Annotated in this window: 27 protein-coding genes and 2 pseudogenes; 16 read left to right on the forward strand and 13 right to left on the reverse strand. The window is 74.0% G+C overall.

What is annotated here, in order from left to right; translation table 11 throughout:
• Positions 1 to 204: hypothetical protein (locus ACPXCS_RS24625; RefSeq protein ID WP_425971018.1), on the reverse strand; the 204-nt coding region annotated here is incomplete at its 3' end.
• Between ACPXCS_RS24625 and ACPXCS_RS24630 the strand changes: the two genes are divergently transcribed.
• The 3 genes from ACPXCS_RS24630 to ACPXCS_RS24640 all read left to right on the forward strand — a co-directional run bounded on the left by ACPXCS_RS24630 (position 203) and on the right by ACPXCS_RS24640 (position 2,180).
• Positions 203 to 763: an RNA polymerase sigma factor gene (locus ACPXCS_RS24630; protein ID WP_425949282.1), complete on the forward strand. Its 561-nt coding sequence runs from the start codon at positions 203 to 205 to the stop codon at positions 761 to 763. The two genes, ACPXCS_RS24625 and ACPXCS_RS24630, sit on opposite strands and share 2 nt — an antisense overlap.
• Before the next feature lie 116 nt (positions 764 to 879).
• Positions 880 to 1,320, forward strand: coding sequence for a hypothetical protein (locus tag ACPXCS_RS24635; RefSeq protein ID WP_425949637.1), 441 nt, complete (start codon positions 880 to 882; stop codon positions 1,318 to 1,320).
• Positions 1,266 to 2,180 carry a CU044_5270 family protein gene (locus ACPXCS_RS24640; RefSeq protein WP_425949628.1) on the forward strand — a complete coding sequence of 305 codons (915 nt, stop codon included), beginning with the start codon at positions 1,266 to 1,268 and terminating at the stop codon, positions 2,178 to 2,180. Before ACPXCS_RS24635 ends, ACPXCS_RS24640 begins: the two co-directional genes overlap by 55 nt.
• Before the next feature lie 27 nt (positions 2,181 to 2,207).
• Here the strand turns inward: ACPXCS_RS24640 and ACPXCS_RS24645 are convergent, their stop codons facing one another.
• Positions 2,208 to 2,573, reverse strand: a complete 366-nt coding sequence (locus ACPXCS_RS24645) for a nuclear transport factor 2 family protein (protein ID WP_425949283.1) — start codon at positions 2,571 to 2,573, stop codon at positions 2,208 to 2,210.
• 139 nt (positions 2,574 to 2,712) lie between these two features.
• Here ACPXCS_RS24645 and ACPXCS_RS24650 point away from each other — a divergent pair, with 139 nt between their 5' ends.
• The gene (locus tag ACPXCS_RS24650; protein ID WP_425949284.1) at positions 2,713 to 3,000 is read left to right on the forward strand and encodes a hypothetical protein; all 288 of its coding nucleotides are present in this window, start codon (positions 2,713 to 2,715) and stop codon (positions 2,998 to 3,000) included.
• A gap of 54 nt (positions 3,001 to 3,054) precedes the next feature.
• Here the strand turns inward: ACPXCS_RS24650 and ACPXCS_RS24655 are convergent, their stop codons facing one another.
• Complete coding sequence (locus ACPXCS_RS24655) at positions 3,055 to 4,809, reverse strand: ABC transporter ATP-binding protein (RefSeq protein WP_425949285.1); 1,755 nt, start codon at positions 4,807 to 4,809, stop codon at positions 3,055 to 3,057.
• Positions 4,810 to 4,968: 159 nt separating this feature from the next.
• On the opposite strand from ACPXCS_RS24655, the gene ACPXCS_RS24660 reads away from it, so the two are divergent.
• The 4 genes from ACPXCS_RS24660 to ACPXCS_RS24675 all read left to right on the forward strand — a co-directional run bounded on the left by ACPXCS_RS24660 (position 4,969) and on the right by ACPXCS_RS24675 (position 8,562).
• Entirely contained in the window at positions 4,969 to 6,054 is a 1,086-nt protein-coding gene (locus ACPXCS_RS24660; protein WP_425949286.1) for an S-(hydroxymethyl)mycothiol dehydrogenase, read from the forward strand.
• Entirely contained in the window at positions 6,054 to 6,683 is a 630-nt protein-coding gene (locus ACPXCS_RS24665; protein WP_425949287.1) for an MBL fold metallo-hydrolase, read from the forward strand. The genes ACPXCS_RS24660 and ACPXCS_RS24665 overlap by 1 nt, the downstream gene beginning before the upstream one ends.
• An 89-nt stretch (positions 6,684 to 6,772) precedes the next feature.
• Positions 6,773 to 7,687, forward strand: coding sequence for an SDR family oxidoreductase (locus ACPXCS_RS24670; RefSeq protein ID WP_425949289.1), 915 nt, complete (start codon positions 6,773 to 6,775; stop codon positions 7,685 to 7,687).
• 179 nt (positions 7,688 to 7,866) lie between these two features.
• Complete coding sequence (locus ACPXCS_RS24675) at positions 7,867 to 8,562, forward strand: L,D-transpeptidase (RefSeq protein ID WP_425949290.1); 696 nt, start codon at positions 7,867 to 7,869, stop codon at positions 8,560 to 8,562.
• An 18-nt stretch (positions 8,563 to 8,580) separates the two neighbouring features.
• On the opposite strand, the pseudogene ACPXCS_RS24680 reads toward ACPXCS_RS24675, so the two are convergent.
• Positions 8,581 to 8,778 (reverse strand): annotated as a pseudogene (locus ACPXCS_RS24680) (gfo/Idh/MocA family oxidoreductase); the annotation flags it as partial.
• A 95-nt stretch (positions 8,779 to 8,873) separates the two neighbouring features.
• On the opposite strand from ACPXCS_RS24680, the pseudogene ACPXCS_RS24685 reads away from it, so the two are divergent.
• Positions 8,874 to 9,044 (forward strand): annotated as a pseudogene (locus ACPXCS_RS24685) (MarR family transcriptional regulator); the annotation flags it as partial.
• Between the two features lie 100 nt (positions 9,045 to 9,144).
• Positions 9,145 to 9,330 carry a hypothetical protein gene (locus ACPXCS_RS24690; protein WP_425949292.1) on the forward strand — a complete coding sequence of 62 codons (186 nt, stop codon included), beginning with the start codon at positions 9,145 to 9,147 and terminating at the stop codon, positions 9,328 to 9,330.
• A 276-nt stretch (positions 9,331 to 9,606) separates the two neighbouring features.
• Here ACPXCS_RS24690 and ACPXCS_RS24695 read toward each other — a convergent pair whose 3' ends face one another.
• Both ACPXCS_RS24695 and ACPXCS_RS24700 read right to left on the reverse strand, forming a co-directional pair.
• Positions 9,607 to 10,962, reverse strand: coding sequence for a S1 family peptidase (locus ACPXCS_RS24695; protein ID WP_425949294.1), 1,356 nt, complete (start codon positions 10,960 to 10,962; stop codon positions 9,607 to 9,609).
• Between the two features lie 124 nt (positions 10,963 to 11,086).
• On the reverse strand, positions 11,087 to 12,076 hold the full coding sequence (locus ACPXCS_RS24700) for a hypothetical protein (RefSeq protein ID WP_425949296.1): 990 nt from the start codon (positions 12,074 to 12,076) through the stop codon (positions 11,087 to 11,089).
• A 24-nt stretch (positions 12,077 to 12,100) separates the two neighbouring features.
• Between ACPXCS_RS24700 and ACPXCS_RS24705 the strand changes: the two genes are divergently transcribed.
• Positions 12,101 to 13,279, forward strand: a complete 1,179-nt coding sequence (locus ACPXCS_RS24705) for a MalY/PatB family protein (protein WP_425949298.1) — start codon at positions 12,101 to 12,103, stop codon at positions 13,277 to 13,279.
• Positions 13,280 to 13,309: 30 nt separating this feature from the next.
• On the forward strand, positions 13,310 to 13,696 hold the full coding sequence (locus ACPXCS_RS24710) for a PPOX class F420-dependent oxidoreductase (protein ID WP_425949299.1): 387 nt from the start codon (positions 13,310 to 13,312) through the stop codon (positions 13,694 to 13,696).
• A gap of 78 nt (positions 13,697 to 13,774) precedes the next feature.
• On the opposite strand, the gene ACPXCS_RS24715 is transcribed toward ACPXCS_RS24710, so the two are convergent.
• Positions 13,775 to 14,188, reverse strand: a complete 414-nt coding sequence (locus ACPXCS_RS24715) for a Zn-ribbon domain-containing OB-fold protein (protein ID WP_425949301.1) — start codon at positions 14,186 to 14,188, stop codon at positions 13,775 to 13,777.
• Between the two features lie 150 nt (positions 14,189 to 14,338).
• Complete coding sequence (locus tag ACPXCS_RS24720) at positions 14,339 to 15,049, reverse strand: TetR family transcriptional regulator (RefSeq protein WP_425949303.1); 711 nt, start codon at positions 15,047 to 15,049, stop codon at positions 14,339 to 14,341.
• A 182-nt stretch (positions 15,050 to 15,231) separates the two neighbouring features.
• On the opposite strand from ACPXCS_RS24720, the gene ACPXCS_RS24725 reads away from it, so the two are divergent.
• Together ACPXCS_RS24725 and ACPXCS_RS24730 are read left to right on the forward strand one after the other, a co-directional pair.
• Entirely contained in the window at positions 15,232 to 15,981 is a 750-nt protein-coding gene (locus ACPXCS_RS24725) for a peptidoglycan-binding domain-containing protein (RefSeq protein ID WP_425949305.1), read from the forward strand.
• A 7-nt stretch (positions 15,982 to 15,988) separates the two neighbouring features.
• Positions 15,989 to 16,486 (forward strand): flavin reductase family protein, encoded by a 498-nt coding sequence (locus ACPXCS_RS24730; RefSeq protein WP_425949307.1) that lies wholly within the window; start codon positions 15,989 to 15,991, stop codon positions 16,484 to 16,486.
• Between the two features lie 318 nt (positions 16,487 to 16,804).
• Here the strand turns inward: ACPXCS_RS24730 and ACPXCS_RS24735 are convergent, their stop codons facing one another.
• The 3 genes from ACPXCS_RS24735 to ACPXCS_RS24745 form a co-directional block, all read right to left on the reverse strand.
• Positions 16,805 to 19,234 (reverse strand): SpoIIE family protein phosphatase, encoded by a 2,430-nt coding sequence (locus ACPXCS_RS24735; RefSeq protein WP_425949309.1) that lies wholly within the window; start codon positions 19,232 to 19,234, stop codon positions 16,805 to 16,807.
• Between the two features lie 128 nt (positions 19,235 to 19,362).
• Positions 19,363 to 19,737, reverse strand: coding sequence for a hypothetical protein (locus tag ACPXCS_RS24740; protein ID WP_425949310.1), 375 nt, complete (start codon positions 19,735 to 19,737; stop codon positions 19,363 to 19,365).
• 266 nt (positions 19,738 to 20,003) lie between these two features.
• The gene (locus ACPXCS_RS24745) at positions 20,004 to 20,921 is read right to left on the reverse strand and encodes a MurR/RpiR family transcriptional regulator (RefSeq protein ID WP_425949312.1); all 918 of its coding nucleotides are present in this window, start codon (positions 20,919 to 20,921) and stop codon (positions 20,004 to 20,006) included.
• 158 nt (positions 20,922 to 21,079) lie between these two features.
• On the opposite strand from ACPXCS_RS24745, the gene ACPXCS_RS24750 reads away from it, so the two are divergent.
• Together ACPXCS_RS24750 and ACPXCS_RS24755 are read left to right on the forward strand one after the other, a co-directional pair.
• A complete protein-coding gene (locus ACPXCS_RS24750; RefSeq protein ID WP_425949314.1) occupies positions 21,080 to 21,241 on the forward strand; it encodes a hypothetical protein in 162 nt (53 codons plus the stop codon).
• Positions 21,242 to 21,294: 53 nt separating this feature from the next.
• The gene (locus ACPXCS_RS24755; protein ID WP_425949316.1) at positions 21,295 to 21,696 is read left to right on the forward strand and encodes a DUF3662 domain-containing protein; all 402 of its coding nucleotides are present in this window, start codon (positions 21,295 to 21,297) and stop codon (positions 21,694 to 21,696) included.
• Positions 21,697 to 21,735: 39 nt separating this feature from the next.
• On the opposite strand, the gene ACPXCS_RS24760 is transcribed toward ACPXCS_RS24755, so the two are convergent.
• Positions 21,736 to 23,388, reverse strand: a complete 1,653-nt coding sequence (locus ACPXCS_RS24760; protein ID WP_425949318.1) for a glycosyltransferase family 39 protein — start codon at positions 23,386 to 23,388, stop codon at positions 21,736 to 21,738.
• A gap of 36 nt (positions 23,389 to 23,424) precedes the next feature.
• Positions 23,425 to 25,356 carry a phosphatase PAP2 family protein gene (locus ACPXCS_RS24765; protein WP_425949319.1) on the reverse strand — a complete coding sequence of 644 codons (1,932 nt, stop codon included), beginning with the start codon at positions 25,354 to 25,356 and terminating at the stop codon, positions 23,425 to 23,427.
• Positions 25,357 to 25,620 lie beyond the last annotated feature (264 nt).

Raw genomic sequence — 25,620 nt, forward strand, 5'->3', positions numbered from 1 at the left:
GACGCCACCGATGACGAAGAACGCGAACGACGTCACCAGGTACAGCGTGCCGATCGTCTTGTGGTCCGTGGTCGTCAACCACTTCAGGTGCCTCATGCCCCGCCTGTGTCCGCGCCCGCCCCGGACGTCACACTGCACGGACGCGACGAGCGTCACGGGAACCGGGTGTGACGATCGGGAGAGTGCCGGACACGAACGGGACATGAGCAACGACGAGACCTTCGCCGCTGCCTACCGCGAGCACTACTGGGCGGTCAGCCGCTATGTCGCACGGCGACTGGACGGACGGGCCGGTGAGGTGGAGGAAGTGGTGGCCGAGGTGTTCACGGTCGCCTGGCGGCGCCGGGCCGACCTGCCGGAGACCCCGCTGCCCTGGTTGTACGGCGTGGCGCGCAACTGCCTGGCCAACACGGTGCGCGGGCACGGGCGCCGCCGCCGGCTCGTCGACCGGCTCGGCAACGACGACACCGCGCACGGCCGGCACATCGCGGCGGGCCCCGAGGCCGACACGCCGGGCGGCTGGGTGCACGAGGCCCTCGCCCGGCTCTCCGCGGCCGACCAGGAGGTGCTGCGCCTCGCCGCCTGGGAGGACCTCGGCGTCGACGAGATCGCCGTCGCCCTCGGCTGCGGCAGCCGGGCCGCGGCCATGCGGCTGCACCGGGCGCGGCGCCGCCTCAGAGCGCAGATCGACCGTCTGCGGCCCGAGCCCGCCCCCGCTGAGCACTCCCGCGTGACCGCCCCGGAGGAACACGGCCATGGCTGACGAACTCGACCTGCTGCGCGCTGCCGATCCGGTGCCCTCCGACGGCCGCCGCTTCCCCGACGGACCTCTCGACCCTCGCGCGGAGCGCCGGCTGGAACGGCTGCTGAGCGGGGCCGGTGAACGGCCCGAGCGACATGCCGGGCAGGAACGGGAACGCCGCCCCGGCCGTCTCCGGTTCCCCGGCCGCCCGCGGGACGGGCGGGGTCGGCTGCCTGATCGTCCGCGGGACGGGCGGGGTCGGCTGCCTGATCGCCCGCGGGACGGGCGGGGTCGGCTGCCTGATCGCCCGCGGGACGGGCGGGGTCGGCTGCTCGATCGCCCGCGGGACGGGCGGGGTCGGCTGCTCGATCGCCCGCGGGACGGGCAGGGTCGGCTGCCCGATCGCCCGCGGGACGGGCAGGGACGGCTGCCAGGCCGCCCGCGAGCCGGGTGGGATCGGGTCCTCGGTCTCCTGCGAGCCGGGTGGGATCGGGGCCTCGGCCGTCCGGGGGACGGGTGGGGCCTGCTCTCCGGCCCGCGCGTCGGCCGGTCGCTGCCCGCGCGTGGTCGCCCGGTGATCCCGTCGCTGCCGGGCTCCGCGCGGTTCCGGCTCGCCTGGGGCCTGGTCGCCACGACCCTCGTCACCGCCCTGACCCTCACCCTGGTGATGAGCGGCCCGAGCAGCCCGCCCGCGGTCGCCGCCCCCCGCCCGCTGGTGATCGAGACCGGCTCCGCACCCGTGCCCCTGGACCGGCTGGCCGAGCGCGCCGCCGCCGCGGCCGGGGCCGGTGAGGGGCCCCGGCTGCGCAAGGGCACCCACGTGCAGACCTGGAGCCTCGGCCTGTCCGACGGCGAACCGCCGGTCACCCTGCCCGAGGAACGCCTCGTGCGCTGGCGGCCCGACGGCAGCCACAGCGAACTCGTCGTCGCGACCGACCCGCGCCGTCCCGGCCGTCCGGTCCTCACCGACGAGGACGGCACGCCGCGGCTCGTCGGCGACGGCCACGTCCTGCTCGACCGCACCTACCCGCCGAGCTGGAGCGACGCCCCGCCCCAGTCGCCCCCGCCCCGCGAGCCGGACCGGTTGCGCGCCTACCTGAGAGAGGCGCAGTACACCGACACCCCGCTCACCACGCCCCAGTTGCTGGACGCCGTGGCGACGCTACTGGACCACTGGACGCTCGGTGCCCGGGAGAGCGCGGCGCTCGCCCGGCTCCTCGCCGACGCCGAGGGGCTGCGGCCGGCCGGCCGGGTGACCGACCGGCTGGGCCGCCGCGGCCAGGCCTATGTGACCGACACGCCCGGCGTCCGCCGCATGCTGATCATGGACCCGGCGACCGGCGCCGTCCTCGGGCTGGAGAGCACCCTGACCGCCCCCGACGCCCGTTACGGCGTCGACAAGGGCGCCGTCATGTCGTACAGCGCCTGGATGCCCTGACGCCTGACGCCTGATGCCTGGCGCCGCCTACTCGTCCCAGGCCTGCACCAGGGTCTGCTCGGTGATCTTGCCGTCCCGCAGCGAGAGCATGGACTCCGACAGCACGCGCACGCCGTCGGCGTACTCGCAGCTCTCGCTGTAGGCCGCCTCGTCGCCCTGGATCACGCAGCGCTCCAGCTTGTGCGACATGTCGCGGCTGTAGACGTCCTCCAGCATCCGGCCGATCTCGTCCCGGCCCTGCACGACCTTGGGGTGGCTGGGCTGGGTCGTGCGGTCCACGATCCGGATCTCGGCGTCGTCGGCGTAGAGGGAGAGCAGGATCTCCGGATTCTCTCCCTCCAGGCCCCGGCGGAGCGTCTCTCTGTCGAAGGCGGGGTCTGCGGCGGTTCCCATGGTGACCTCCTTCGAAGGGTCTCTCCTCCCGAGCCTCCACCCGCCCGGCGGCCCCGGCAAGCGCTGGGGCGCTGGGCCTGACGGGTGAGCGGGGCGACCCGCCCGTGTCCGCCGGGGGCCCGGCCGCGTTGCCCCATACATGATCTCAACACGACGTATCGTCGCCGCCGTTGGTCTCGCCGCGGGGGTCACCGGGCTCGCCGCGCCGATGGCGCAGGCGGCCGACGCCGGGGCGAAGAGCCCGCTCAGCCCGATGGCCGCGCTCGACTCGCTGACCGTGAGCGACATCCCCGCCGAGCACAAGGACGAGATCCCGCGGCCCTCCTCACAGCTGGCCGGGCTCAACCGCCTCAACGACCTCGACCAGCTGAACCAGGTCGTCGGCCTGGTCTCCCCGGTCTTCGGGTTCGTCCCGAACATCCGGTAGGCGCCCGCGCGTGAGGGCCGCCCGGAGCCGGGCGGCCCTCAGCCGTGCCCGGGCTCAGTCCGCGGCGGCCAGGAACTGCGTCGCCGCCAGCTCGGCGTAGAGCGGGTCCGCCGTCACCAGCTCGCGGTGCGTGCCCACGGCCCGCACCCGGCCCGCGTCCATCACCACGATCCGGTCGGCCGTCGTCACCGTGGACAGCCGGTGCGCCACCACCAGGACCGTCGTCGTGCGGGCCACGTCCGCGACCGTGTCGCGCAGCGCCGCCTCGTTCACCGCGTCCAGCTGCGAGGTCGCCTCGTCGAGCAGCAGCAGCCGGGGCCGCCGCAGCAGGGCCCGCGCGATGGCGACGCGCTGGCGCTCACCGCCCGACAGCTTGGTGCCGCGATGCCCGACCAGCGTGTCCAGGCCGTCCGGCAGCCGCGCCACCAGCCCGTCGAGACGAGTCGTCTTCAGCACCCGGGCCACGGCGCCCTCGTCCGCGTCGGGCTGACCCAGCAGCAGGTTGTCCCGCAGCGAGCCCGACAGGACCGGTGCGTCCTGCTCCACGTAGCCGATGGAGGCGCGCAGCCGGGGCAGCTCCCAGTCGGCCAGGTCCCGCCCGTCCAGCCTGATCACCCCGGACTCGGGCTCGTAGAACCGCTCGATCAGCGAGAACACCGTGGTCTTGCCCGCTCCGGAAGGGCCCACGAACGCGGTCATGCCCTGCGCGGGCACGTCGAAGGTCACGCCGTGATGGACGTGGGGCAGGTCGTCGGCGTAGCGGAAGCGCACGTCGTCGAAGGCGACGGACGCGGGCTCGGCGCCGGGGGAGGGCAGCGGCGCCAGCGCGGCCGCGGGCTCGGCGGGCAGGCACAGCGCCTCCTGGATGCGGGTGAGGGCCGCGGCGCCCGTCTGGTACTGCGTGACGGCGCCGACGACCTGCTGAATCGGCGACATCAGGTAGAACACGTACAGCAGGAACGCCACCAGGGTGCCCACGTCGACGGCGCCGGTCGCGACGCGCGCGCCGCCCACCGCGAGCACGGTGATGAAGGCGATCTGCATGGCGAGCCCGGCCGTGTTGCCCGCGGCGGCCGACCACTTGGCGGCGCGCACGCTCTGCCGCCACGACTCCCGCGCCGCCTCGTGCAGCGTGACCTCCTCGCGGTGCTCGGCACCGGAGGCCTTCACGGTGCGCAGCGCGCCGAGGATCCGCTCCAGCGAGGCGCCCATGACGCCCACCGCGTCCTGCGCCTGCCGGCTCGCCTTGTTGATGCGCGGCACGATCACGCCGAGGACCAGCCCCGCGCACAGGATCACCGCCAGGGTCACGCCCAGCAGCACGGCGTCGACCAGGCCCATCATCACCACCGTCGCGACGAGGGTGAGCCCGCCCGTGCCCAGGCCGACCAGGGAGTCGGTGGTGACCGCGCGCAGCAGGGTGGTGTCGGAGGTGATGCGGGCCATCAGGTCCCCGGGCTCGCTGCGGTCCACGGCCGGGATGCGCAGCCGCAGCAGGTACGACGACAGGGCGCGCCGCGCGCCGAGCACCACCGACTCGGCCGTCCGCTGCAGCACGTACGAACCCAGCGCGCCCAGGGCCGCGTTGGCCACCACCAGGGCCGACATGGCCAGCAGCGCGCCGGTGATGGCCCGGTCGTGCGCCAGGTCGTCGATCAGGCCCCGCGCCACGAGCGGCAGCAGCAGTCCCGTCGCCCCCGTGACCAGCGACAGCACGGCGCCGGCCACCAGCGTCCCGCGGTGCGGCCGTACGTAGCCGAGGAGCAGCCGCCAGGGGGGTGTGGCGGTGTCGGTCTCTGCGATGCTCACGTCGCTCCTTCGGCGTCGGGCGGAGCGTTCAGGCTACGTCGCCGCCGGCCCGCGCGGCCTGCCCTTTCCCGCAGCGGCAGCCGGCCGATCCGTGCCCGTTACCGATCAGTCACGCGTAGGGTCGGACAGGACGGACCCCGGCCGACAAGGAGTCAGCGTATGGCGCAGGAAGTACGCGGTGTGATCGCACCCGGCAAGGACGAGCCGGTGCGGATCGAGACCATCGTGGTGCCCGACCCGGGCCCGGGCGAGGCGGTCGTGCGCGTCCAGGCCTGCGGCGTGTGCCACACCGACCTGCACTACAAGCAGGGCGGCATCAACGACGACTTCCCGTTCCTGCTCGGCCACGAGGCCGCGGGCGTGGTGGAGGCGGTGGGTGACGGCGTGAGCGACGTCGAGCCCGGTGACTTCGTGATCCTCAACTGGCGCGCGGTGTGCGGGAAGTGCCGGGCCTGTCTGCGCGGGCGGCCCTGGTACTGCTTCGACACCCACAACGCGCGGCAGAAGATGACCCTCACCGACGGCACGGAGCTGTCCCCGGCCCTCGGCATCGGTGCCTTCGCCGAGAAGACGCTGGTCGCCGCCGGGCAGTGCACCAAGGTCGACCCGGCCGTGGCGCCGCAGGTGGCCGGACTGCTGGGCTGCGGTGTGATGGCCGGCATCGGCGCCGCGATCAACACCGGGAACGTCGGCCGGGGCGACTCGGTCGCCGTCATCGGCTGCGGCGGCGTCGGCGACGCGGCCATCGCCGGATCGCACCTGGCCGGGGCGGCGACGATCATCGCCGTCGACATCGACGACCGGAAACTGGAGACCGCCCGCTCCATGGGCGCCACCCACACCGTCAACTCGCGCGAGAACGACCCGGTCGAGGCGATCCGCGAGCTCACCGGCGGCTTCGGCGCCGACGTCGTCATCGAGGCCGTCGGCCGCCCGGAGACGTACCGGCAGGCCTTCTACGCCCGTGACCTCGCCGGCACGGTCGTCCTCGTCGGCGTCCCCACGCCCGAGATGAAGCTGGAACTGCCCCTGCTCGACGTCTTCGGCCGCGGCGGCGCCCTGAAGTCGAGCTGGTACGGCGACTGCCTGCCCTCCCGCGACTTCCCGATGCTGATCGACCTGCATCTGCAGGGGCGGCTGGACCTCGGCGCGTTCGTCACCGAGACGATCCAGCTCGACGAGGTGGAGAAGGCGTTCGAGCGGATGCACCACGGCGACGTGCTGCGCTCGGTGGTGGTGCTGTGATGGCCACACGCGTCGAACACCTCGTCACCTCAGGGCAGTTCAGCCTCGACGGCGGCACCTGGGACGTCGACAACAACGTCTGGATCGTCGGCGACGACCACGAGGCGGTCGTCATCGACGCCGCCCACGACGCCGACGCCATCGCCGAGGCCATCGGCGACCGCCGTCTGACGGCGATCGTGTGCACGCACGCGCACAACGACCACATCGACGCCGCGCCCGCCCTCGCCGAGCGCACCGGTGCCACCATCTGGCTGCACCGCGACGACCTGCCGCTGTGGAAGCAGACCCATCCCGACCGCGAGCCCGACGCCTGGCTCGTCGACGGCCAGGTCATCGAGGCCGGCGGCGCCGACCTCAGGGTCATCCACACCCCGGGGCACGCGCCCGGCGCGGTCTGCCTCTACGAGCCGGGCCTCGCCACCGTGTTCACCGGGGACACCCTCTTCCAGGGCGGGCCGGGCGCCACCGGCCGGTCGTTCTCGCACTTCCCGACGATCATCGACTCGATCCGCGACCGGCTGCTCACCCTGCCGCCGGAGACGACCGTGCGCACCGGCCACGGCGACTCCACCACCATCGGCGCGGAGGCCCCGCACCTGCAGGAGTGGGTCACCCGGGGCCACTGACCGCGTGTCGCCCGCAAAAGGCGACAGAGGATGTCCGGCTTACCCGACACCCTGAGACGGAACACAGTCGAGGGCACGGGAGGCCGGACATGTCAGCTCCGCTCGAGGGCAAGGTCGCACTGGTCGCCGGGGCGACCCGGGGAGCGGGCCGCGGGATCGCGGTCGAACTCGGCGCGGCCGGCGCCACGGTGTACGTCACCGGCCGCACCACCCGTGAGCGCCGCTCGGAGTACGACCGGCCGGAGACCATCGAGGACACCGCCGACCTGGTCACCGAGGCCGGCGGCCGGGGCATCGCGGTCCCCACCGACCATCTCGACCCGGCGCAGGTGCGTGCCCTGGTCGACCGCATCGCGGACGAGCAGGGCCGCCTCGACGTCCTCGTCAACGACATCTGGGGCGGCGAGAAGCTCTTCGACTGGGACGCCCGGCTGTGGGAGCACGACCTGGACAACGGCCTGCGCCTGCTCCGCCTCGCCGTCGAGACGCACGCCGTCACCAGCCATCACGCGCTGCCCCTGCTGCTGCGCAACCCGGGGGGTCTGGTCGTCGAGATGACCGACGGCACCGCCGACTACAACCACGACCACTACCGCGTGAACTTCTTCTACGACCTCGCCAAGAGCGCGGTGCTGCGCATGGCCTTCGCCCTCGGCCACGAACTCGGCCCGCGTGGCGCCACCGCCGTCGCGCTCACCCCCGGCTGGCTGCGCTCGGAGCTGATGCTCGACACCTACGGGGTGCGGGAGGACAACTGGCGCGACGCCCTGGAACGCGTCCCCCACTTCGCCATCTCGGAGACCCCCCGCTACGTCGGCCGGGCGGTGACCGCCCTCGCCGCCGACCCGGACGTGGCCCGCTTCAACGGCACCTCCCTCTCCAGCGGCGGCCTCGCCCAGGTGTACGGCTTCACGGACCTCGACGGCAGCCGCCCGGACGCCTGGCGCTACGTGGTCGAGGTCCAGGACGCGGGCAAGCCGGCCGACACGACCGGCTACCGGTGAGCGGCCCCCGGGAACGAACCGTGAGCGAAATGCCCTTTCTGTAGCTATAAGACTGTCGTGTGCCGGTGGGGAATGTCACTGTTCCGTCGCAGCCCCGCCGGCCGCACAACCACACCCCGCGCCCGTCCGTCTAGCTGGCAGACATCGCAGACCACTTCCGCGAAAGGGCATGACCAGCCATGGGGGACGTACGCAGACGGAGTGCCGTCGCACTCGGGCTCACCGCACTGGTGGCACCGCTCACGCTCGCGCTCGGCGCCACGCCGGCCGCCGCCGCGAGCTGCACCACGCAGACCGGCCCGTACCAGAAGCAGGTGGAGAAGTTCCTCGGCCGTCCGGCCGACGGCAAGCAGTCCGCCGCCGACTGCAAGGTCATCAAGGCCTTCCAGACCAAGCACGGCATCACCCCGAACATCGGCTACGCGGGATCCATCACCTGGGGCGTGATGGACCTGATGACGAAGCAGAAGGCCGTCGGGAAGAACCCCAACAAGGACGGCAAGTGCCCGGTGAACAAGGGCCGGATCGCCTGTGTGAACCTGACGCTCCAGCTGAGCTGGATCCAGGACGGCAAGAAGCTCGTCTACGGCCCCGTCCCGGTCCGCACCGGCCGCAACGGCGACGAGACCCGCACCGGCCTGAAGAAGATCTACTGGCGCAACATCGACCACGTCTCCTCCATCTACGACGTGCCGATGCCCTACGCCCAGTTCTTCGACGGCGGCCAGGCCTTCCACCAGGCGAACGTCAGCATGTGGAACCCGCCGGGCTCGCGCGGCTGCGTCAACATGACCAAGACCGACGCGAAGAAGTACTGGTCGATGCTGAAGAAGGGCGACGACGTCTTCGTCTACGGCCGCAAGCCGGGCACCTGACACCGGCACCCGGCTCGCGTCCGGCCCGTAGGCGCCCTCGGCGTGGAAGAGCCGCCCGAAGGCGCCCTCGGCGATCTGGTTGCGGGCGGGCACGGTGGCCGGGTTGTACTCGCTGGTCTCGCCCATCATGGAGGTCAGCCCGATGGCCCTGACCGCGTCGATGATCGCCGCGATCTCCTCCGCGCTGATCGCCATCGGGACCGCCGAGTACAGGGTCTGGCCGTCGCCGCAACCGCCGCCGTTGGTGGCCAGGCCGTACACCCTGGCGTTGTTGCTGTCGAAGCCGGGCTCGTCGCCGCGCCTGCCGTTCCGGTCGATCGGACGTCGCGGGCGGGACGGTCGAGGCGACCGTCCGCGACCACCGGCATCCGCTGGCCGCCCCGGTCGGCCTGGAGACGAAGGTGTCCGACTTCCACGACTGGGCGCGCGGCGCGGCCGTGTTGACCATCAAGGTGCTGGTGCTGGGATCGGCGGAGGCGTGAACTAGCTCACGTTTACCGGGAGATGGACGTGATCAGCAACACTGTCCGGAATGCCCCTTTGGCTCGTGATTACTCACATCGCCTTCACCTGCGGCGACGTATGCTTCACACCATGTCCACCAGTGTTGAACCCTCTTCCGAGCGATCGGCTGACGAGGTCAACGAGGAGATCCGGGCCCTGTGGCGCCGGTCGGGCGGGACACTGAGCGTCGAGCAGCGCGAGGAGTACCAGCGCCTCGTCCTGGAGTGGGCCGCCGCAGCCCCGCAGAAGGCGCCGGCGGCCTGACCGTCCGGTCCCGCCGACGCACCGGACCCTCGTCCCGGGCACCCCTGAACCCATGGGTGCCCTTCTCGCACTCTCCTCGGCCGTCGTCCACGCCCTCATGTGCACGCGGTCTGCTCTCCCGGCGGACGCACCACACCGCCGTCACCTCCTCGGCCGGCCGGGCGGGCTCCTGCTGCCCGAACGGGTCAGCCGCCGCCAGGTGACGGGCCTGCTCGGGGCCGCCGCGGCGACGGTGCCGCTCACCCTAGGGTGAGCAGCTGCGGCACGGCCGCGGGCTCATCCCCATGTCGCCGAGTAGTGCTGCCGGTACGCCTTACGGTCCTGCTCCGCGCGGATCCACCGGGTCGCCACCAGGGCCACCAGGCTGCCGGCGATGACCAGCAGGCCCGGGCCCACGTTGCGCGGGTCGCCGAGCCGGCTCAGCAGCGAGGACACGTCCGCGCCCGACTCCGGCGCCGACGAGCCGGGTGAGGCCGCGGCGGCACCCTGCGAGGCCGACGGCGCGGGCGCCGCGCCGGTTCCGCCTCCGGCCTGCTCGGCCACGATCAGCTTCACGCCCAGCTCGGTCAGCGCCTTCGTCACCGGCTGGAAGAACGTCGTCCCGCCCGCCACGCAGTCGCCGCTGCCGCCCGACGTCAGGCCGAGCGCGACGCCGTCGGCGAACATCGGGCCCCCGCTGTCCCCGGGTTCGGCGCACACATTGGTCTCGATGAGGCCGGTGACCGTGCCCTCCGGGTAGTTGACCGTGGCGTTGAGGGCGGTCACCTCCCCCTCGCGCAGTCCGCTGGTGCTGCCGCTGCGGAAGATCCGCTGCCCGACCTCCGCGTCGGCCAGGCCCGTGATCCGCACTCCCTTGCCGTCCCCGACCGACACCACGTCCGCGCCCTGTCCCGCGCGTCCGCTGTCGTACGTCACCAGGGAGTAGTCGTCGCCCGGGAAACTCCCCCGGATCGAGGTGCCGACCTGCTCGCGGCCCCGGTCGTCGGCGAACCAGACGGAACCGTCGGGCCCGCAGTGCCCGGCCGTGAGGATGTAGTCGCTCTTGCCGTCGGTGACGTTGAAGCCCGCCGAGCAGCGCCCCGCGGTCGACAGGATGGGCTGCGCGCCGTTGAGCCGCGTCGTGAAGGTGCCCTCGGTGCGCTCCATCCGCACGAAGCCGCCGATGCCCTCGGCGACCTCGGTCAGCCGGGACCAGTCGGAGGCCGAGACGGTGCTGTCGCCCCGCACCACGACCTGGTTGCTCCGGTAGTCCAGGGCCCAGGCGGTCCCGGGGACCCGGGGGGCCGAACGCAGCGTCGCCGTCGCCGACTTGAGGTCCTTCATGCTGTGGCTGACCATCTTCGCCCGGGCGCCGGCGCGTTCGACCGCGGCGGCGGCCTGCTCGTCGGTGACCGCGACGACCGGACGCCCGGCCGCGTCCACCCAGCTGCCCGCCGTGCGCGAGGCGCCGAGCCGGGAGACCAGATCGGTGCCCGTGCCGGTGGCCGGCTTCGCGGAGTAGGGGACGCCGATGGTCGGCTGCGGGGGTTCACTCGCCACGGCGCGTGTGACCATCGCTCCTCCGAGGAGGAGTCCGCCGACGGCCGCCAGCCGTGTCACTCGCCGGACGACCCGTCGTCGTGCGTGCCTCATGCATGGCTCCCGAACCCGAACAGCGCGGTGCGAACACCGCGGGGCCCTCCGTCAGTTGAGCGCCCTTCCTCCCATACGGGTGCGAGCCGCGCGGTGTTCACCGCACGTGTGATCTCTTCGGCGGTCAGCCGGACGCCGGGGCGGCGAGCCGGGCACGGCTGCGCGCGTCGCCCCACACCGAGTGCGGATCGACGTAGGGCCGCAGCAGGGCGGTGAGCGCCGGGTCCCCGCGTCCGTTGAGCTCGTCGGAGGCGATGCTGCGGGCGATGCCGGCGAGGAAGTCGGCCACCTGCACCCGCGCGTCGTCCCGCGCCACGACCAGCCGCAGTCCGGCCAGGCCCACCCCGGCCCGCCGGGCCGCCTGCTCGATCCACGCGATGCGGTCCGGGGTGAGCATGTTCTGCCGGTCGTGCACCAGCCGGACCGGCCGTCCGTCCCCGCTCCACAGCGCGGCCGTCCGCACGATCGCCGGGAGCAGCGGATCGAGCACCGGGACCAGCGGAGGCCCCTTCAGGAATCCGGACCGGTAGGCCACCGCACGGGCCCGGGTCGCCGCGAGCCGTCCGAGGAGCCGCGCCGCCTCCGTGCCCGGGTGCGCGCGGATCAGGGCGCCGACGGTGCCGTAGAAGGCGTCCACGGGGTCGCCGTCGTCGCGGACCCGCAGCAGGCGGTTGGCCGCCTGCAGGAAGGCCCGCCAGTCGTCGTCCCCGAAGGTGCCGCGCCCCGCGCGGAACAGGGCGGGAGCCTCGGCCGTGCCGCCGAGCAGCAGGCCGGCCGCCTGCTCCACCACGAAGTACGTCTTCTCCATGAGGTGCACCCGGGCCCGCCCGTGGATCGGCCCCTCCGGCGCGAGCAGCCACTCCAGCACCGCCCGGTGCTTCTCCCGCAGCAGGTGGTTCGCCTTGTACTCCTCCGCAGGGGAGCGGATCCGGTCCCGGATCTCCCGCACGGCCGCGGCGGCCGACGCCACGGAGAGGGACACACTGCCGTGCGCGAACACGTCCGTGTTCCCGCCGGTGAGGTTCTCGCCGTCCGACCCGGACTCGTCGCAGGCGACCTCCAGGAAGGTCCCCGCCGGCCCGTCCCGGTCCCCGTCGTCACGATTCCCGCTCACCACGCAGCCCCCTATCGTGTGCCCATGACCAGGATCCCGCACGAGACGTCCGGTGAACCGAACCCGTTGCGAGTCCTCACCCTCGAACAACTCAGGCGCCGCACGAGCGTGAAGTGGCGCACCCACCCCGAGGACGTGCTGCCGCTGTGGGTGGCCGAGATGGACGTGCCGCTCCCCGAGCCCGTCGTCCGGGCCGTCACGGAGGCGCTGGAGACCGGCGACACGGGATATCACGCCGGCACCGCCTACGCGCAGGCCCTGGCCGCCTTCGCCGGCAAGCGGTGGGACTGGGACGGGGTCGCCGTGGAACGCACCGCGGTCGTGCCCGACGTCATGCTGGGCGTGGTCGAGATGCTCAAGCTGGTCACCGGCCCCGGGGACCCGGTGATCGTGAATCCGCCGGTGTACCCGCCGTTCCACGCCTTCGTCACACACATGGACCGCAGGATCGTGCAGGCCCCGCTGGGGACGGACGGCCGGCTCGACCTCGGAGTCCTGGAGGAGACCTACCGGCGGGCCGTCGCGGGCGGCGGCCGGGCCGCCCACCTGCTGTGCAGCCCTCACAATCCGACCGGGACCGTGCACACCCGCCAGGAGCTGTCGGCCGTCGCCGCGCTCGCCGAGCGGTACGGCGTGCGGGTCGTCGCGGACGAGATCCACGCCCCGCTCGTGGTCGGCGGCACCGGCTTCGTGCCGTACCTGAGCGTGCCGGGCGCCGAGCGCGGCCTGTCGCTGATGTCCGCCTCCAAGGCGTGGAACCTGCCCGGGCTCAAGGCCGCCCTCGCGATCGCCGGGCCCGCGGCGGCGGCCGACCTGGCCCGGATGCCGGAAGAGGTCGGGCACGGCCCGAGCCACGTCGCCGTCATCGCCCACACCGCCGCCCTGCGTGACGGTGCCGCCTGGCTGGACGCGCTGCTGGCCGGCCTGGACGCCAACCGGCGGCTGCTCGCGGAGCTGCTGGCCGAGCACCTGCCCGCGGTCCGCTACCGCCCGGGCGACGCCACGTACCTGGCCTGGCTGGACTGCCGCGGGCTCGGCCTCGGCGACGACCCCGCCGAGGTCTTCCTGCGCCGCGGCCGGGTCGCCCTCACCTCCGGCCCGCCCTTCGGCACCGGCGGGGCCGGGCACGCCCGCCTCAACCTGGCGGCCTCGCCGGAGGTGCTCACCGAGGCGGTGCGCAGAATGGCCGCGGCGCTCTACTGAGGCCGGCCGGGCGCTCGTAGACTGCCCGTCATGGACGACAGGACACTGGACGCGCTGGGGTCGGGCAAGTACCTGCTGGTCACCAGCTACCGCAAGAACGGTACGCCGGTCGCCACCCCCGTCTGGGTGGTGCGCGACGGCGACGCGCTCGGCGTCTGGACGGTGGCCGACTCCTGGAAGGTCAAGCGGATCCGCAACCGCGCCGACGTCCTGGTGGGCCCCTGCGACCTGCGCGGCAATCCGACCGGTGCCCAGCTGCCCGCCACGGCGGAGATCTGCGACCCGGCCACCACCGCCCGCTACCGGGGGCTCATCGCCCGCAAGTACGGCCTGACGGGCCGGCTCACGCTGCTCGGCAGCCGGCTGCGCCGGGGCCCCGACGGCACGGTGGGCCTGAGGATCGTTCTCGCGCCCTGAGGCCCGGCCCGCGCGGCGGCCCCGCGCGCACCGACGAGCCGATCGCCCTGATCGCCGTGATCGCCGTGTGAGGGGAGGTCAGCTCCAGGCCCGGTACGGCTCGTCCAGCAGCTGGAAGACGGGCTCGCCCCGGACCGGGTCCTTGGCCGTGGACAGCCGTACGCGGTCCCCGCTGTGGATGCCGATGGGCGGGCCCATCACCCGGCCGCGCACCACGAAGCCCTCGGACATCTCGATCAGGGACACGTTGCGGGCCGCGGGCGTGTTGCGGTGCACCACGGTGGAGTGGCGCACCGTGCCCGTGCCGTCGCTGCGCTCGGTCCGCAGGTCGGAACCCCGGCAGACCGGACACAGCAGCCGGTGGTACATGGCGGTGCCGCACCAGGTGCAGCGCTGGAAGAGGATGGCGTCGGCGTCCGCGCTCCTGGTGGCGAGCAGACCCGTCGCGGAGCCGGCGGCCTGCTGAGTGACGCTTCCTGAGTGGTGGTACACGCTGGTCAACTCCCTGCACTCGGCCGGAATTGCGTGGCGCGGTCACCCGTGCACACGCGTGCGCGGTTCGCCGTGCCACCGTGCACGCAGCACAGAGTATGGCACTCAGTGCCACTCGTAAAGGCACTCCGTACCCTCACATGCGGGTCCTCAGGACCGTCCCATCGCCGACTCGATCTCCTGCACCACCCGCCACAGCGGCGCGTCGCGCCGCGAGACGACGACCACCACGTCCTCGGGCCGCTCCCGGGCCGGCGGCACCGGGGTCTCGCCGAAGGTGGACTGCACATAGGCCAGCGCGTGGTCCACCGTGGCGCTCGCCGCGCCGCGCCCGTCCGAACGCAGCCAGGAGCGCAGCGCGTTGTTGTGCGCCGCGACCACGGCCGCCGCGATCACGTCGGCCCGCAGGGTGCCGTCCCGGCGGGCCGCGAACCGCCGGCGCAGATACGCGGCCAGAGCCCGCTCGTAGCGCCACACCACCGACAGCTCGTAGGCGCGCAGCCCGGGGACCTGCCTGGTGAGGCGGTAGCGCTGCACGGAGAACGTCGGGTTCTCGGCGTACATCCGCAGCACGAGCCGGGCCGCGTCGCAGACCCGCCGCACGGGTTCGTCCTCGTCCGCGCTCGCGGCCAGGAAGGCGGTCATGTCGGCCAGGCACCGCTCGTGGTCCGGGAAGACCACGTCCTCCTTGGAGGGGAAGTAGCGGAAGAACGAACGCCGTCCGACGCCGGCGAGCGCCACGATGTCGTCGACGGTGGTCTGCTCGAACCCCCGCTCCAGGAACAGCCGGAACGCGGCCGCCACCAGGGCCTCCCGCATGGGCGGCCTCCCGTTGCCCGGGCCGGCCTTCTCGGAGCTCATGGACCGGAACGTAGCATCCCGCGGCACCTCGGACGGCACTCGGTGCAGCCCGAACGAGGTACTGGGTGCTTTCCGCGCCCCGGGCGGGCCGGGCGTTGAGCTTCCGGCGCGGCAGCCGCGTATCCAGAGGCAGGACGATCCCCGATCACGGGCACCCCGGGCCCGGACGGAAGGAGAGCACCGTGTCGACACCGTCCGAGCCCCGGCCGCCGCACGACGCACCGCCCCTGGAACCCATCCGCGTGCTGCGGCCGCGCCGCACCGACGCGCTCGCGGAACTGATGCGGGAGTACGACGAGGAGACCGGCCGTGCGGCGGGCGGCTCCGGGGCCGACGGCCACGACTTCACCGGCTACGAGTCCGTCACCCTGCCGAGCCCGCCGGCCGGGCCGGGGGTCCGGCCGAGCCCGCCGGCCGGCTCCGAGGCCCTGACGCAGCAACTCCCGCCGGTCCCACCGGCGTTCGGCGGTGGCCGTGGCGCACCCGCCGGAGCCGGGCTGCGCCGCGCCGCCGTCGCGGTGGCCGTCCTCGCGGCGGCGGTCCTGGGGTTCGGCGGGGCGCTGCTGCTCCGCGGCGGCGGCGCCACCGCGGACGAGGCAGCGCCCGCGCCCCGGCCCACCCGGTCCGACGCCGCATCCGCATCCGCATCCGCACCCGCACCCGCCCCCAGCCCGCCCACCACCGACCCCGACGGCCCCGGCACCCTCCGCGAGGGGGCCGCCGGCCCCGAGGTCGCCGACCTCCAGGCACGGCTGCTGCGCATCCCGGACGTCTACCGGGACGGTTCCACCAGCGGCCGCTACGACCCGGCCCTGACCGCGGCGGTCGCCCGCTTCCAGCTCTGGTACGGGATCCGCGGCGACGAGACCGGCGTCTACGGCGACGACACCCGGGCGGCACTGGAATCCCGCACGGCACCGGTCACCCGCTGATGCGACCATGGCGGGTATGGACGCCTTCATCGACCGGCTGAACCCCGACATGTACGTGGTCACGGCCGTCGCGGGCGGTGAACGAGCGGGCTGTCTCGTGGGGTTCGCCTCGCAGTGCTCGATGAAGCCCGTGCGGTTCGTGGTGTGGCTGTCGGAGCTCAACCACACCTTCCGGGTGGCCCGCGACGCCGAGGTCCTCGCCGTGCACCTGCTCACCCGCGAACAGCACGCTCTGGCCGAGCTGTTCGGCGGCCGCACCGGCGACGACACGGACAAGTTCGCGGGCGTGCGGCTGCGCGAGGCGTACGGCGGGGCGCTCGTCCTCGAGGACGCCCCGGCGTGGTTCGTCGGCCGGATCGTGACGCGCGCCGGCGGCGGTGACCACATCGGCTTCGTGCTCGACCCCGTCGAGTGGGGCGGGCGGAAGCCCTCCGGGGAGGACGAGGAGCCGGTGCTGCGGCTCTCCGACGCCCTCACGATCGATCCGGGTCACCCGGTCGACTGACCTCGCGCGCCGGGGATCGAACGCCGGGCAACGGCTCGGGAAAGCGGCGCGGTGGCGGGCCCGACCGGCGCCACCCTGGTCCGGGGCGGCGGACGAGCCGCCCGAACCGCCGCGAACCGAAGGCCACGCCCATGAACGGCTCCCGCCTCCCCGGCCTGGTCCTGCCCACCGTGTTCCTGCTGGCCCTGCTCGTGGGCCTGTGGTGGTACTGGCGCCACCGCGGCGACTCGTGACCCGGGACGGTCCTGTCCGGGCCCGACCGGGCAGGGCCTCAGCGGGAGAGGGCGGTGCCGTCCCGCTGCCGCGGGGCTCCGGGGCCTACGGGGAACCCGGCGCGACCGTGTCCGCGACCACCGGCACCCTAACGTCGACGACGCACACGTCGTCCCGCCGCTCCTGCGGCAGCATCCGCGCGAGCAGCGGCCCGAGCGAGACCGGCCCGTCGGTCTCCGAAGCGGCGACGGCGCCAGCCAGCCGTTCCATGCCCCGGTCGATGCTCTCCGGCGGGTGCTCGACCAGACCGTCGGTGAACAGGATGAGCCGGTCTCCCGGTTCGAGACGGCACTCCGCCTCCTCGAAGACGGGCGTGGCGGTGGCGCCGAGCAGCATGCCGCGCGGGCGGTGCAGATAGCGCGCCTCGCCCTTCCGCAGCAGCAGCGGCGGCGGGTGCCCCGCCTGGGCCCAGACCAGGCGGCGGTGGCGAGGGCTGTAGCGGGCCAGCACCATCGTCGCCGTGGCGCGGGTGTCACCCGAGTGCAGCAGCAGTGTGTTCAGCCGGGCCAGCGCGCCGGTCAGCGACGAACCGGTGATGACCATGCCCTTGGCGGTGAAGCGGAGCTGGGCCATCGTGGCGACGGCGTCGACGCCGTGCCCCGCGACGTCGCCGACGACCAGCAGCGCGTCCCCCTCGGGCAGTTCGATGGCGCTGAACCAGTCGCCGCCGACGTGCACGCCCGACTGCGCGGGCAGGTAGGCGACCTCCACCCGCAGCCCGGCCAGGTGCACCGGCCGGTTGGCCAGCGGCAGCAGCGCGTGCTGGAGCCGGGAGGCCAGGGTCCGCTCGGCCTGGAGCACGTCGTGCTGGGTGAGGATCGCCCGCTCGCTCTCGACCAGGGCGAGTTCCGCCCGCCGCCGGGCGGTCATGTCCTGCACGAAGCCGTGCACCTCGACGGGCCGGCCGTGCAGGTCGGTCACCGCCTCGGCCGCGAGCCGCAGATGCCGGATGCCGCCTCCGGCGCGGATCCGGAACGGCACGTCGAACGCCCGGCCCTGCTCGACGAGTTCGCCGACGGCACGGGTCAGCGCCGGCGTGTCCTCCGGCAGCGCCAGCTCCGGCACCTCGGTCAGGCCGACCGGGCCGTGCTCGGGGTCCCGGCCGAGGAGCGTGAACACCTGGCTCGACCAGGAGGCCTCCCGGCCGGTCAGGTTCCAGTTCGCCCAGCCCAGGTTGCCCAGCCGCTGCAGGTCCGCCAGCCGCTGCTCCTGGCGGTCGGAGGAGCCGTGCCGGATCCAGGAGACGACCAGGGCGTCGCCCAGCGGCGCCACTCGCACGGTGTACGTGAACAGCTCGGGGACGCCCGCCACGACCTCCTCGTGCGCGAACGGCTCGCCCTCGTGGCTCTCCCCGGTGGCCAGGACGTGCAGACAGACCCGCCACAGCGGCTGGGCGGGCAGGGCCGACCGGAACTCCAGCAGCCGCCGCCCGGCCGGACTCTCCCCGGGGCGGCCCAGCAGACCCCCCACCTGGGTGGTCGCGGCCTCCACCCGGAAGTCCTCCGGTTCGCCCGAGGCGCCCCGCAGCGGAGTGAGCAGCATCGCCGCGACCGGCAGCGCCTCGAACAGCGCCTGCACCGCGTCCGTGGCGGGGTCGGCGGAGCGCTCCGGCGGGGCGTCGAAGGCCCGCAGCCGTCCCGCGCACAACCCGGTGATCCCCCGCAGGTGCGCGCGGTCGCGCGGGGTGAAGGCACCGGCCCGGGCGCGCAGCACGCCGATGCAGACCTCCGTGGAGCCCGCGGCCGTGACCGGCAGCCAGGCCCGTGAGCGCCACCGCTCGGGCGGGTCCCCGATCAGCAGGTACCGCCGCGCGTCCGCGGCGGGGTCCTCCAGCCAGCGCGGCTCGCGCGCCCGCAACGCGTCCAGCGCGGCGATCCCGCTCAGCGGCGGTACCCGGCACCACTGGGCCGCCAGGTCGTCCTCGACGCCCGCGTGCCCGATCAGTTCGAGCACGCCGTCGGGCCTGCGGGTGTAGATGAGGACCGCGTCCGCCCCCATGTCCGGCGCGAGATGCGCCAGCAGGCAGCGGGCGAGGTCCTGCGGCGTGGTCACCCGAACGAGGGCCTGCCCGAGCCGGCCCAGTGCGGCGGCGACGTCGTCCGGCGCGGACACCTCCTCGAGGACGGCCTGCTCGATATCCGGGATGTCCGCCAGGGCGCTCCCGGCCGTCCCGTCCGGACCGGGCGCCGTGGGCGCGAGGTTCCCGAGCGTGATCCAGCACTCCTCCAGCAGGGTGCGCCGGCCCGCCTTGGCCCGCTGCAGCAGCCGCTCGCCCGCCGCGTCGGCGGAACAGCCGGTCAGCGCCATCACGGCGCCCTTGGCCCGTTCCACGACAGCCGACGTCGCCGCCTGATCGCGCAGCCGGTCCATCTCGGCGCGCTGCCGGGCGACGATCCTGGCCAGCTCGACCAGATCCGGTGCGCCGCCGGGCTCAGCCGGTGTCACGGGGTCGCTCACGGGTCGAGCATCGCACATTCGGCCCGAGGGGAAGAGCGCCTTGTGAGCAGGGAGTGCTCACCCTTCGCACGCCCCGGCCGTCGCACATCGCAGGGGACGTCCGTGGCCTTCGCGCCGCGCGGGAACAGACCTGCCGTACGGGGGTGTCACGGCTGGCGGTTGGCCTCCACCAGGGCCTGGGTGACGGCCCGGACGCTGCGCGCGATGTGCTGCAGCTGCATCACCTCGGCCGCGTACAGCTTGATGGTGTGCTCGATGACGCCCTCGTGCAGACCGAGGCCGGGCAGGTCCGCGCGGGCGGTCTGCAGGGCGGTGCGGGCGATCCGCAGCTCGTTCTGGACCTGGATGTGGGCGTGCCGGGCGAGGAGTACCGGGTGGCGGACGAACACGGGGTAGCCGGCGTAACGCGCGGGGACCAGCTCGCGCAGCCACTTGGCGGCCGAACGTTCCCAGTCGTAGCTCCCGGGTGTCTTGACCTGGCAGGGCCAGTCCGGGCTGATGCGCGTGGTCGTCAGGGGCATGATCATCGCTTCCGGGTGTGCGGCGTCGTGAGGGTGGACGACGGGTCGGGGCGGCCCCGGTCTAGGGGATGACCGGGGCCGCCACGGACACCCGGGACGCCGGAGCGGGTAGGACCCGGCTTCCACGGGTGTGGAACGGATCCGGAGCAGCCGGGTCGCGATCCGTGAGCAGTATTTATATATGCCAACCGGTTTGCAAGAAGCATGAAAACATTCATGCGCGCTTTGTTGCGGCTGGTGCCCTTCCGCACCGCGGTGCGCGCCGCTCAGTCGCGGAGGAAGAACTGGTGCTGGTCGGCGACCTGCTCGTACTCCTCCAGCCGGGCCTGCGTCCGCTCCGGGTCGGCGTCCGTCATGGCCTGGAGCAGGGCCGAGCACATCACGCCGGGGGCGGCGTAGGAGTCGAAGACCAGGCGCGAGCCGGTGCCGGTGGCGAAGACGATGTCGGCCTCGTCGGCGAGCGGCCCGAGCGCCAGGTCGGTGATGAGGGCGACCTTGAGCCCGGCGCCCCGCGCGACCCGCAGGGCGGTCAGGGTCTCCTGGGCGTGCCGCGGCATGGAGAACGCCAGCACCCAGGTGCCGCCCGCCTCACGCGACTGCAGCAGGGCGTCGTAGGCGACGCTGCCGCCGCGCGTCACGACCCGCACGTCCGGGTGGATCCGGCGCGCGGCGTAGGCGAAGTACTCGGCGAGGGAGACGGAGATGCGCAGCCCGAGGACCGTCAGCGGGGCCGACGACGACAGCTTGCGGCCGATGTCGATGACCAGGTCCGGGTCGGCGAAGTCGCGCCGCAGGTTCTCCAGGTTCTCGATCTCGGCGTCGACCGCCGCCTGCAGTTCGTTGCCCCGGTTCTCCTCCGGCGGGCCGCCCGCGAGGGTGCCGAGCGCGATCGACTGGAGCTTCTCGCGCAGCGCCGGGTAGCCGCTGAAGCCGACCGCCGAGGCGAACCGCGTCACCGAGGGCTGGCTGACCCCGACCCGGTCCGCGAGGTCGGTGATCGACAGGAACGCCGCCTCGGTGATGTGCTCGATCAGGTACTGGGCGATGCGCCGCTGCCCCGGGGACAGGCGCGGCCGGTCGAAGAGCGACCTGAGCTGGGCGGACGGGGAGACCTCCGCTTCCGGGGCCGCCTTGCCCGAGGTGATCGCGGATGCCTGTGCGCGTGCCTGCTGCGGCGATGGCACCGGTGCGCCTCCTTCGTCTCCCAGAGACGTTCAACATAGCTCACGCACCCTGGTGACCAGGGCTTCTCGGTCGGAGCACATGAGCTGCCCGAGGCGGGGATACCCGAGGGCCGGACGGGAACCCGCCGTCGCAGGAGATCTTGAGAGGAGTCACGGTCATGACCACCCCCGAGGAGAGCCGGCCCAAGACGCACACCACGGACGAGGTCCTGGAGCGGCAGGCCGACGACCGCTCCCGGCCGCCGGGCGCGACCGGCCGCACGCTGCGCGAGGCCCTGGAGGAGGCCGAGGTGCGCCCCGACGACTACGACGAGCGGTAGCCCTCGCCGGCCTCCGCAACCGAACCGACGACGTTTCCGGCAGGTGAGACCGCATGGGCGCGCTGAGTGCGCTGGAAGAGGCCTTGGAGAACCGATGGGAGGCACTGTGGGCACGCGTCCTCGACAGGGAACCGGTCGAGGTCCTCGACGCCCTGCGACGGGAGTGCGACGACAACGCGGTGGTGTGCGGTGAGGGCCGGGTCATGGTCCCCAACGCCTACGACGTGGAACTGCCCGACGACGTCCACGAGCACCTGACCCGCTCCGGCGCCGACGTGGGACAGGCGCTGACCGACAGCCTGTCCCGGCACGCCGACCGCCGCGGCTACGAATGGGCGGGCCCTCTGGCGGTGCATGTGGCGAGGTGCCCCGAGGTCCCCAACGGCCGTTACCGGGTGGCCAGCAGGGTGATGCCCCACGTGAGCGCCGACGGCTTCTTCCGCGCGGCCCACTGAAGCGATGCTCGCCCCACCGGGCGCGGGACCGGAGGGCGTTCACCGGCGATAGATCGTGATCGAGTACCCGACGCGGTCCACGGGGCGGCTGGCGCCGATCAGTTCGGCGAGCCGCCCCGTCGCCTTCGCGGCGGCCGAGTCCGACACCGCGAGCAGCCCGCGCACGTCGGCCGCGGGGACCCGGCGCGGGTCGGCACCGTCGATGCCGTAATGGCCGGGCACCCCGCCGCCCTTGTAGACGAGCCAGACCCGCTCACCCGGATACCGCTCGCGCAGCCGCTCCGCGAGCCGCCCCAGGTCCTGCCCCCAGTCCACGTTCGAGTCGTGCAGCCACTCCCGCGTTCGGCCCGGCCCCCCGAACGCCTCGTTGGAGTACGGCAGATAGAAGGGGTACGCCCGCACCGAACTGACCGCCACGAACGCCACGAGGACGGCCGCCCCCGCGGACACCCACCGCCGCCGCACCACCAGCACGCAGCCCGCCGCCACGGCGAGGAACAGCGGCAGGACGACGACGTACCGCACCCCCAGGTCCCGCGAACCCAGCAGCGCCGCCGCGAACAGCACGGCGGGAGCGGCCAGTACATAAGGGGCGGCAGGCCGCAGCCGGCGCGACGCGACCACGGCCACCACACCCCCGGCCCACAGGGCCGTCGCCCCGAGCGGCGTCTTCACCAGCAGCGCCGCCGGCAGGTAGTACCAGCGCGAGCCGTCGTACACCCGGCCGAACAGGAAGCCCTGCCACGGCCGGTTCTCCAGCGCGAACTGCAGGCGCACGCCGTCGCGGTAGGCCTCGGGGAACGGCAGCAGCCCGGCCAGCAGGCCCCGCAGCCCATGGACCACGGGCACGTGCTGCCCGGGAGCCCAGCGCAGCCGGGGGTCGACGGCGAGATACGCGGCCCACACGACCGCGACCGCGGCCAGCGCCACCACGCCCGCACCGGCCACCGCACGCGCCGCGCGCCGGCCCGCCGCCCCCACCGACAGCGCGGCCAGCGCCATCACCACCGGCACGGCGGGCAGCGTGCTCATCCTGGTGGCCAGCGCCGCGCCCAGCGCCAGCCCCGCGAGCGGCAGGTACCGCCGGGGCCGCCGACGGGCCCGCCACGCCAGCCACGCCGACGTCAGCACGAACCCGGCGGCCGGCACGTCCAGCGTGGCGAGCGACCCGTGGGCGATGACGTCGGGGGAGAGGCAGTACAGCGCGAGCGCCGCCGACCCGGCCGCCGCTCCGGCCAGTTCGCGGGCGAAGGCGAAGACGACCAGCCCGAACAGCAGTGTCAGCGCGATCACCGGGAGGCGGGCCCACAACATCAGCCGCCAGGGGTCGTTGCCGGACTCGTAGAGCAGATGACGGCCCCGCGCGCCCTGGTCGCCGGGGGCGTCGGGATTTACGTGCGGATCGGCCAGGAGCACCCCGGCGCCGATGAGCAGCTTGCCGAGGGGCGGATGCTCGGGGTTGTGCCGCAGCCGGTGCTCGTACACGTACTCGGCGGCGGCGCCGACGTACACCGGTTCGTCGATCGTGGGTGTCTGCCGGAGCGCGGTCGTGACCATCGCGCAGGCCATCTGTGCGAGCAGCACCGCCACCAGGAGCCGTAACGGCCACCGTCCGAGGGGCCGCCGAGCCACCCCCGGCGGGGACGAGCGCGGCACCTGTCCGGGAGCGGCGGGGGCGAGCAGGTCCCTCATGGACCCACTGTGCACCAGCCCCCGCCGCGCCCGGCGTCAGCGCCGCACGAGTCGCACCGACAGTCCGCCGGCCGTGTGGACGGGCACCGCCCGCAGCGTCGCCGAGTCCAGCTCGATGCGGTCGAACCGGCCGCGCAGCCCCGGGGCGGACAGCACCGGGACGGTGGCGCCGGCCGCCGGCGGCCGCTCGGCGTCGAGCCGCAGCGTCAGCACACCGCCCTCCAGCAGGGCCCGCCGGTGCACCGTGAGGGCCGGGCCGCGGCCCGCGCGCAGCGGCAGCTCCACGGCCGACGCGCCCCGCTGCACGTACGAGCCGCGCACCCGCAGCACCTCGCCGACGCGCAGGGTGCCGCCCGCGACACTCACGTCGCCCCGGCCCAGGGCGCCGGGCGAGGCGGCGACCAGCGTGCCGCCCTCGACGACCGTGCCCCCGCGGTAGCGGTTGCGGCCCGTCAGGGTCAGCGTGCCCGTGCCGCGCTTGGTCAGGCCGCCGTCGCCGCCGATGTCGTTGCGCCAGCCGTCGGCCGCGTGGAAACCGCCGGCCGTCGCGTCCAGCGTCACGGTCACGTCCCGGTCGAAGGCGCCGTACCCGTCCGCCGCGGCGAACAGGTCGAGCCGGCCCCACTGCTCGAAGCCGTCCAGCAGGACGTACCCGGAGGGCAGCGCGGTCGTGCGCAGCACCTCGCGCCGCTGGTCCGCGCTCAGGTACGGCAGCCGTGTCTCCAGCAGCACCTCCGCGCCCTTGGGCACGGTCAGCGGTGCCTCGCCGCCGCGGCGGGGCAGGACGTACGTCAGCCTGGGCCCGACCGCGCGGGCGTTGGCCTCGCGGTCGGCGTACGGGTCCGTCGGGTCGGAGTGGGCGTAGGCGTACAGCGTGTCCGCGGTCGTGCCGGTCCGGCGCGTGAAGTAGACGAGGGCCTGGGCGCGGGCCGCCGCCTTCAGTTCCGCGTTCGCCGGGTCGGCCAGGGCCGCTGCGGCCAGGGCGGTGGCCATGATCCGGCCGCCGATGACGTCGACCGTGGAGTGCATGCCGGCCGTGATCCGGGTGTCGCTCAGCTCGAAGGCGCGCGTCACGAGCTCCTGGAAGCGCTCCGGCACCGCGTACGCGAAGGCCAGCCCGGCCAGGTGGAAGGCGTTGGTGTGGCCGCTGGGGAAGCCGCCGTCCTCCTCGGGGTCCTCCGAGCGCTGGCGCAACAGCTGCGGGGCGACCACCACCCGCGAGTCGTACACCGGGTGGCCGAGCGCGTCCTTCCGCCCGGTGTCGACGACCTCGCTGTCCTCGTTCATGCGCCAGGGGCGCGGGTACTGGAAGGCGAACTTGGCCGGGTTGCCCGAGGCGAACGGGCCGCGCACGGTGTCGACCAGCTTCGCGACCTGCCCCAGCTCCGAGTCGTGGGAGCCCGCGCCGAGCGCCGATCCGGCCGGGGCGTCGGCGGGCAGGGTGTCGCTGATCCGGCCCGGGGGCGTGCCGTCCGGGGCGCCGGTGATCGAGGTGACCGCCCTGGCACCCGCCGTGTACAACCCGGCGAGCGGGCCGAGGCCGGCGATCATGGCGTAGCTCTGGTGCCGGCGGTCGTAGACGAAGGCCTCCTTCGCCTGTGCCTCGGTGCGGGTGCGCGTGATCCGGGCGCAGTAGCGCATGTTGGCGCGCAGCACCTCGCGGTCCAGGACGCGGCCGGTGTCCCAGGCATCGCCGGTCTTCCACACCTCGGCCATGCCGCCCAGGATCCGCACGACCGCGTTGGTCTCGGGGGTCTGATTGGCCACGACGTTCGACCGGTAGTCGTCGACGAACGCGGCCGGGCCCGTGGCGGCCTTCGCGTCCGCGGCACCCAGCCACGTGGCGAACGCCGGGGCGGCGAGCAGCCCCGCCGAGGCCCCGAGGGAAGTCTTGAGGAAACCCCGCCGGTCGGTGGCGGTGGCGGTGGCGGTGGCGGCGGCGGTGCGGTGCCCGACTGATGACGGCATGGATACGCCTCTCTGAGTCACGCGAAGGGGCCCGGCAGGGGGTTCCCTGCCAGGGGTGTGCTGCGGAACGCCGGCCGTGCGGCCGGGGGACGGGCGAAGACCCACGGCGGATCCGGCTGTACGGCCGGGGCGCTGGCGGAGGCCTACGGCGGATCCGGCCGTGCGGTCGGGGGACGGGCGGAGGCCTACGGCGGATCCGGCCGTGCGGTCGGGGGACGGGCGAAGACCCACGGCGGATCCGGCTGTACGGCCGGGGCGCTGGCG

The sequence above is a fragment of the Streptomyces sp. DT190 genome (genome assembly GCF_049846985.1).
Lineage (GTDB): Bacteria > Actinomycetota > Actinomycetes > Streptomycetales > Streptomycetaceae > Streptomyces.

Bases quoted from the DNA above. Each gene is read 5' to 3' on its own strand.
- ACPXCS_RS24690 (WP_425949292.1), top strand. From the start codon at position 9,145: ATGCTTCACACCATGTCCACCAGTGTTGAACCCTCTTCCGAGCGATCG.
- ACPXCS_RS24730 (WP_425949307.1), top strand. From the start codon at position 15,989: ATGGCGGGTATGGACGCCTTCATCGACCGGCTGAACCCCGACATGTAC.
- ACPXCS_RS24740 (WP_425949310.1), bottom strand. From the start codon at position 19,737: ATGCCCCTGACGACCACGCGCATCAGCCCGGACTGGCCCTGCCAGGTC.
- ACPXCS_RS24675 (WP_425949290.1), top strand. From the start codon at position 7,867: ATGGGGGACGTACGCAGACGGAGTGCCGTCGCACTCGGGCTCACCGCA.
- ACPXCS_RS24710 (WP_425949299.1), top strand. From the start codon at position 13,310: ATGGACGACAGGACACTGGACGCGCTGGGGTCGGGCAAGTACCTGCTG.
- ACPXCS_RS24660 (WP_425949286.1), top strand. From the start codon at position 4,969: ATGGCGCAGGAAGTACGCGGTGTGATCGCACCCGGCAAGGACGAGCCG.
- ACPXCS_RS24765 (WP_425949319.1), bottom strand. From the start codon at position 25,356: ATGCCGTCATCAGTCGGGCACCGCACCGCCGCCGCCACCGCCACCGCC.
- ACPXCS_RS24665 (WP_425949287.1), top strand. From the start codon at position 6,054: ATGGCCACACGCGTCGAACACCTCGTCACCTCAGGGCAGTTCAGCCTC.
- ACPXCS_RS24695 (WP_425949294.1), bottom strand. From the start codon at position 10,962: ATGAGGCACGCACGACGACGGGTCGTCCGGCGAGTGACACGGCTGGCG.
- ACPXCS_RS24630 (WP_425949282.1), top strand. From the start codon at position 203: ATGAGCAACGACGAGACCTTCGCCGCTGCCTACCGCGAGCACTACTGG.
- ACPXCS_RS24670 (WP_425949289.1), top strand. From the start codon at position 6,773: ATGTCAGCTCCGCTCGAGGGCAAGGTCGCACTGGTCGCCGGGGCGACC.
- ACPXCS_RS24705 (WP_425949298.1), top strand. From the start codon at position 12,101: ATGACCAGGATCCCGCACGAGACGTCCGGTGAACCGAACCCGTTGCGA.
- ACPXCS_RS24760 (WP_425949318.1), bottom strand. From the start codon at position 23,388: ATGAGGGACCTGCTCGCCCCCGCCGCTCCCGGACAGGTGCCGCGCTCG.
- ACPXCS_RS24645 (WP_425949283.1), bottom strand. From the start codon at position 2,573: ATGGGAACCGCCGCAGACCCCGCCTTCGACAGAGAGACGCTCCGCCGG.
- ACPXCS_RS24650 (WP_425949284.1), top strand. From the start codon at position 2,713: ATGATCTCAACACGACGTATCGTCGCCGCCGTTGGTCTCGCCGCGGGG.
- ACPXCS_RS24735 (WP_425949309.1), bottom strand. From the start codon at position 19,234: ATGTGCGATGCTCGACCCGTGAGCGACCCCGTGACACCGGCTGAGCCC.
- ACPXCS_RS24750 (WP_425949314.1), top strand. From the start codon at position 21,080: ATGACCACCCCCGAGGAGAGCCGGCCCAAGACGCACACCACGGACGAG.
- ACPXCS_RS24755 (WP_425949316.1), top strand. From the start codon at position 21,295: ATGGGCGCGCTGAGTGCGCTGGAAGAGGCCTTGGAGAACCGATGGGAG.
- ACPXCS_RS24720 (WP_425949303.1), bottom strand. From the start codon at position 15,049: ATGAGCTCCGAGAAGGCCGGCCCGGGCAACGGGAGGCCGCCCATGCGG.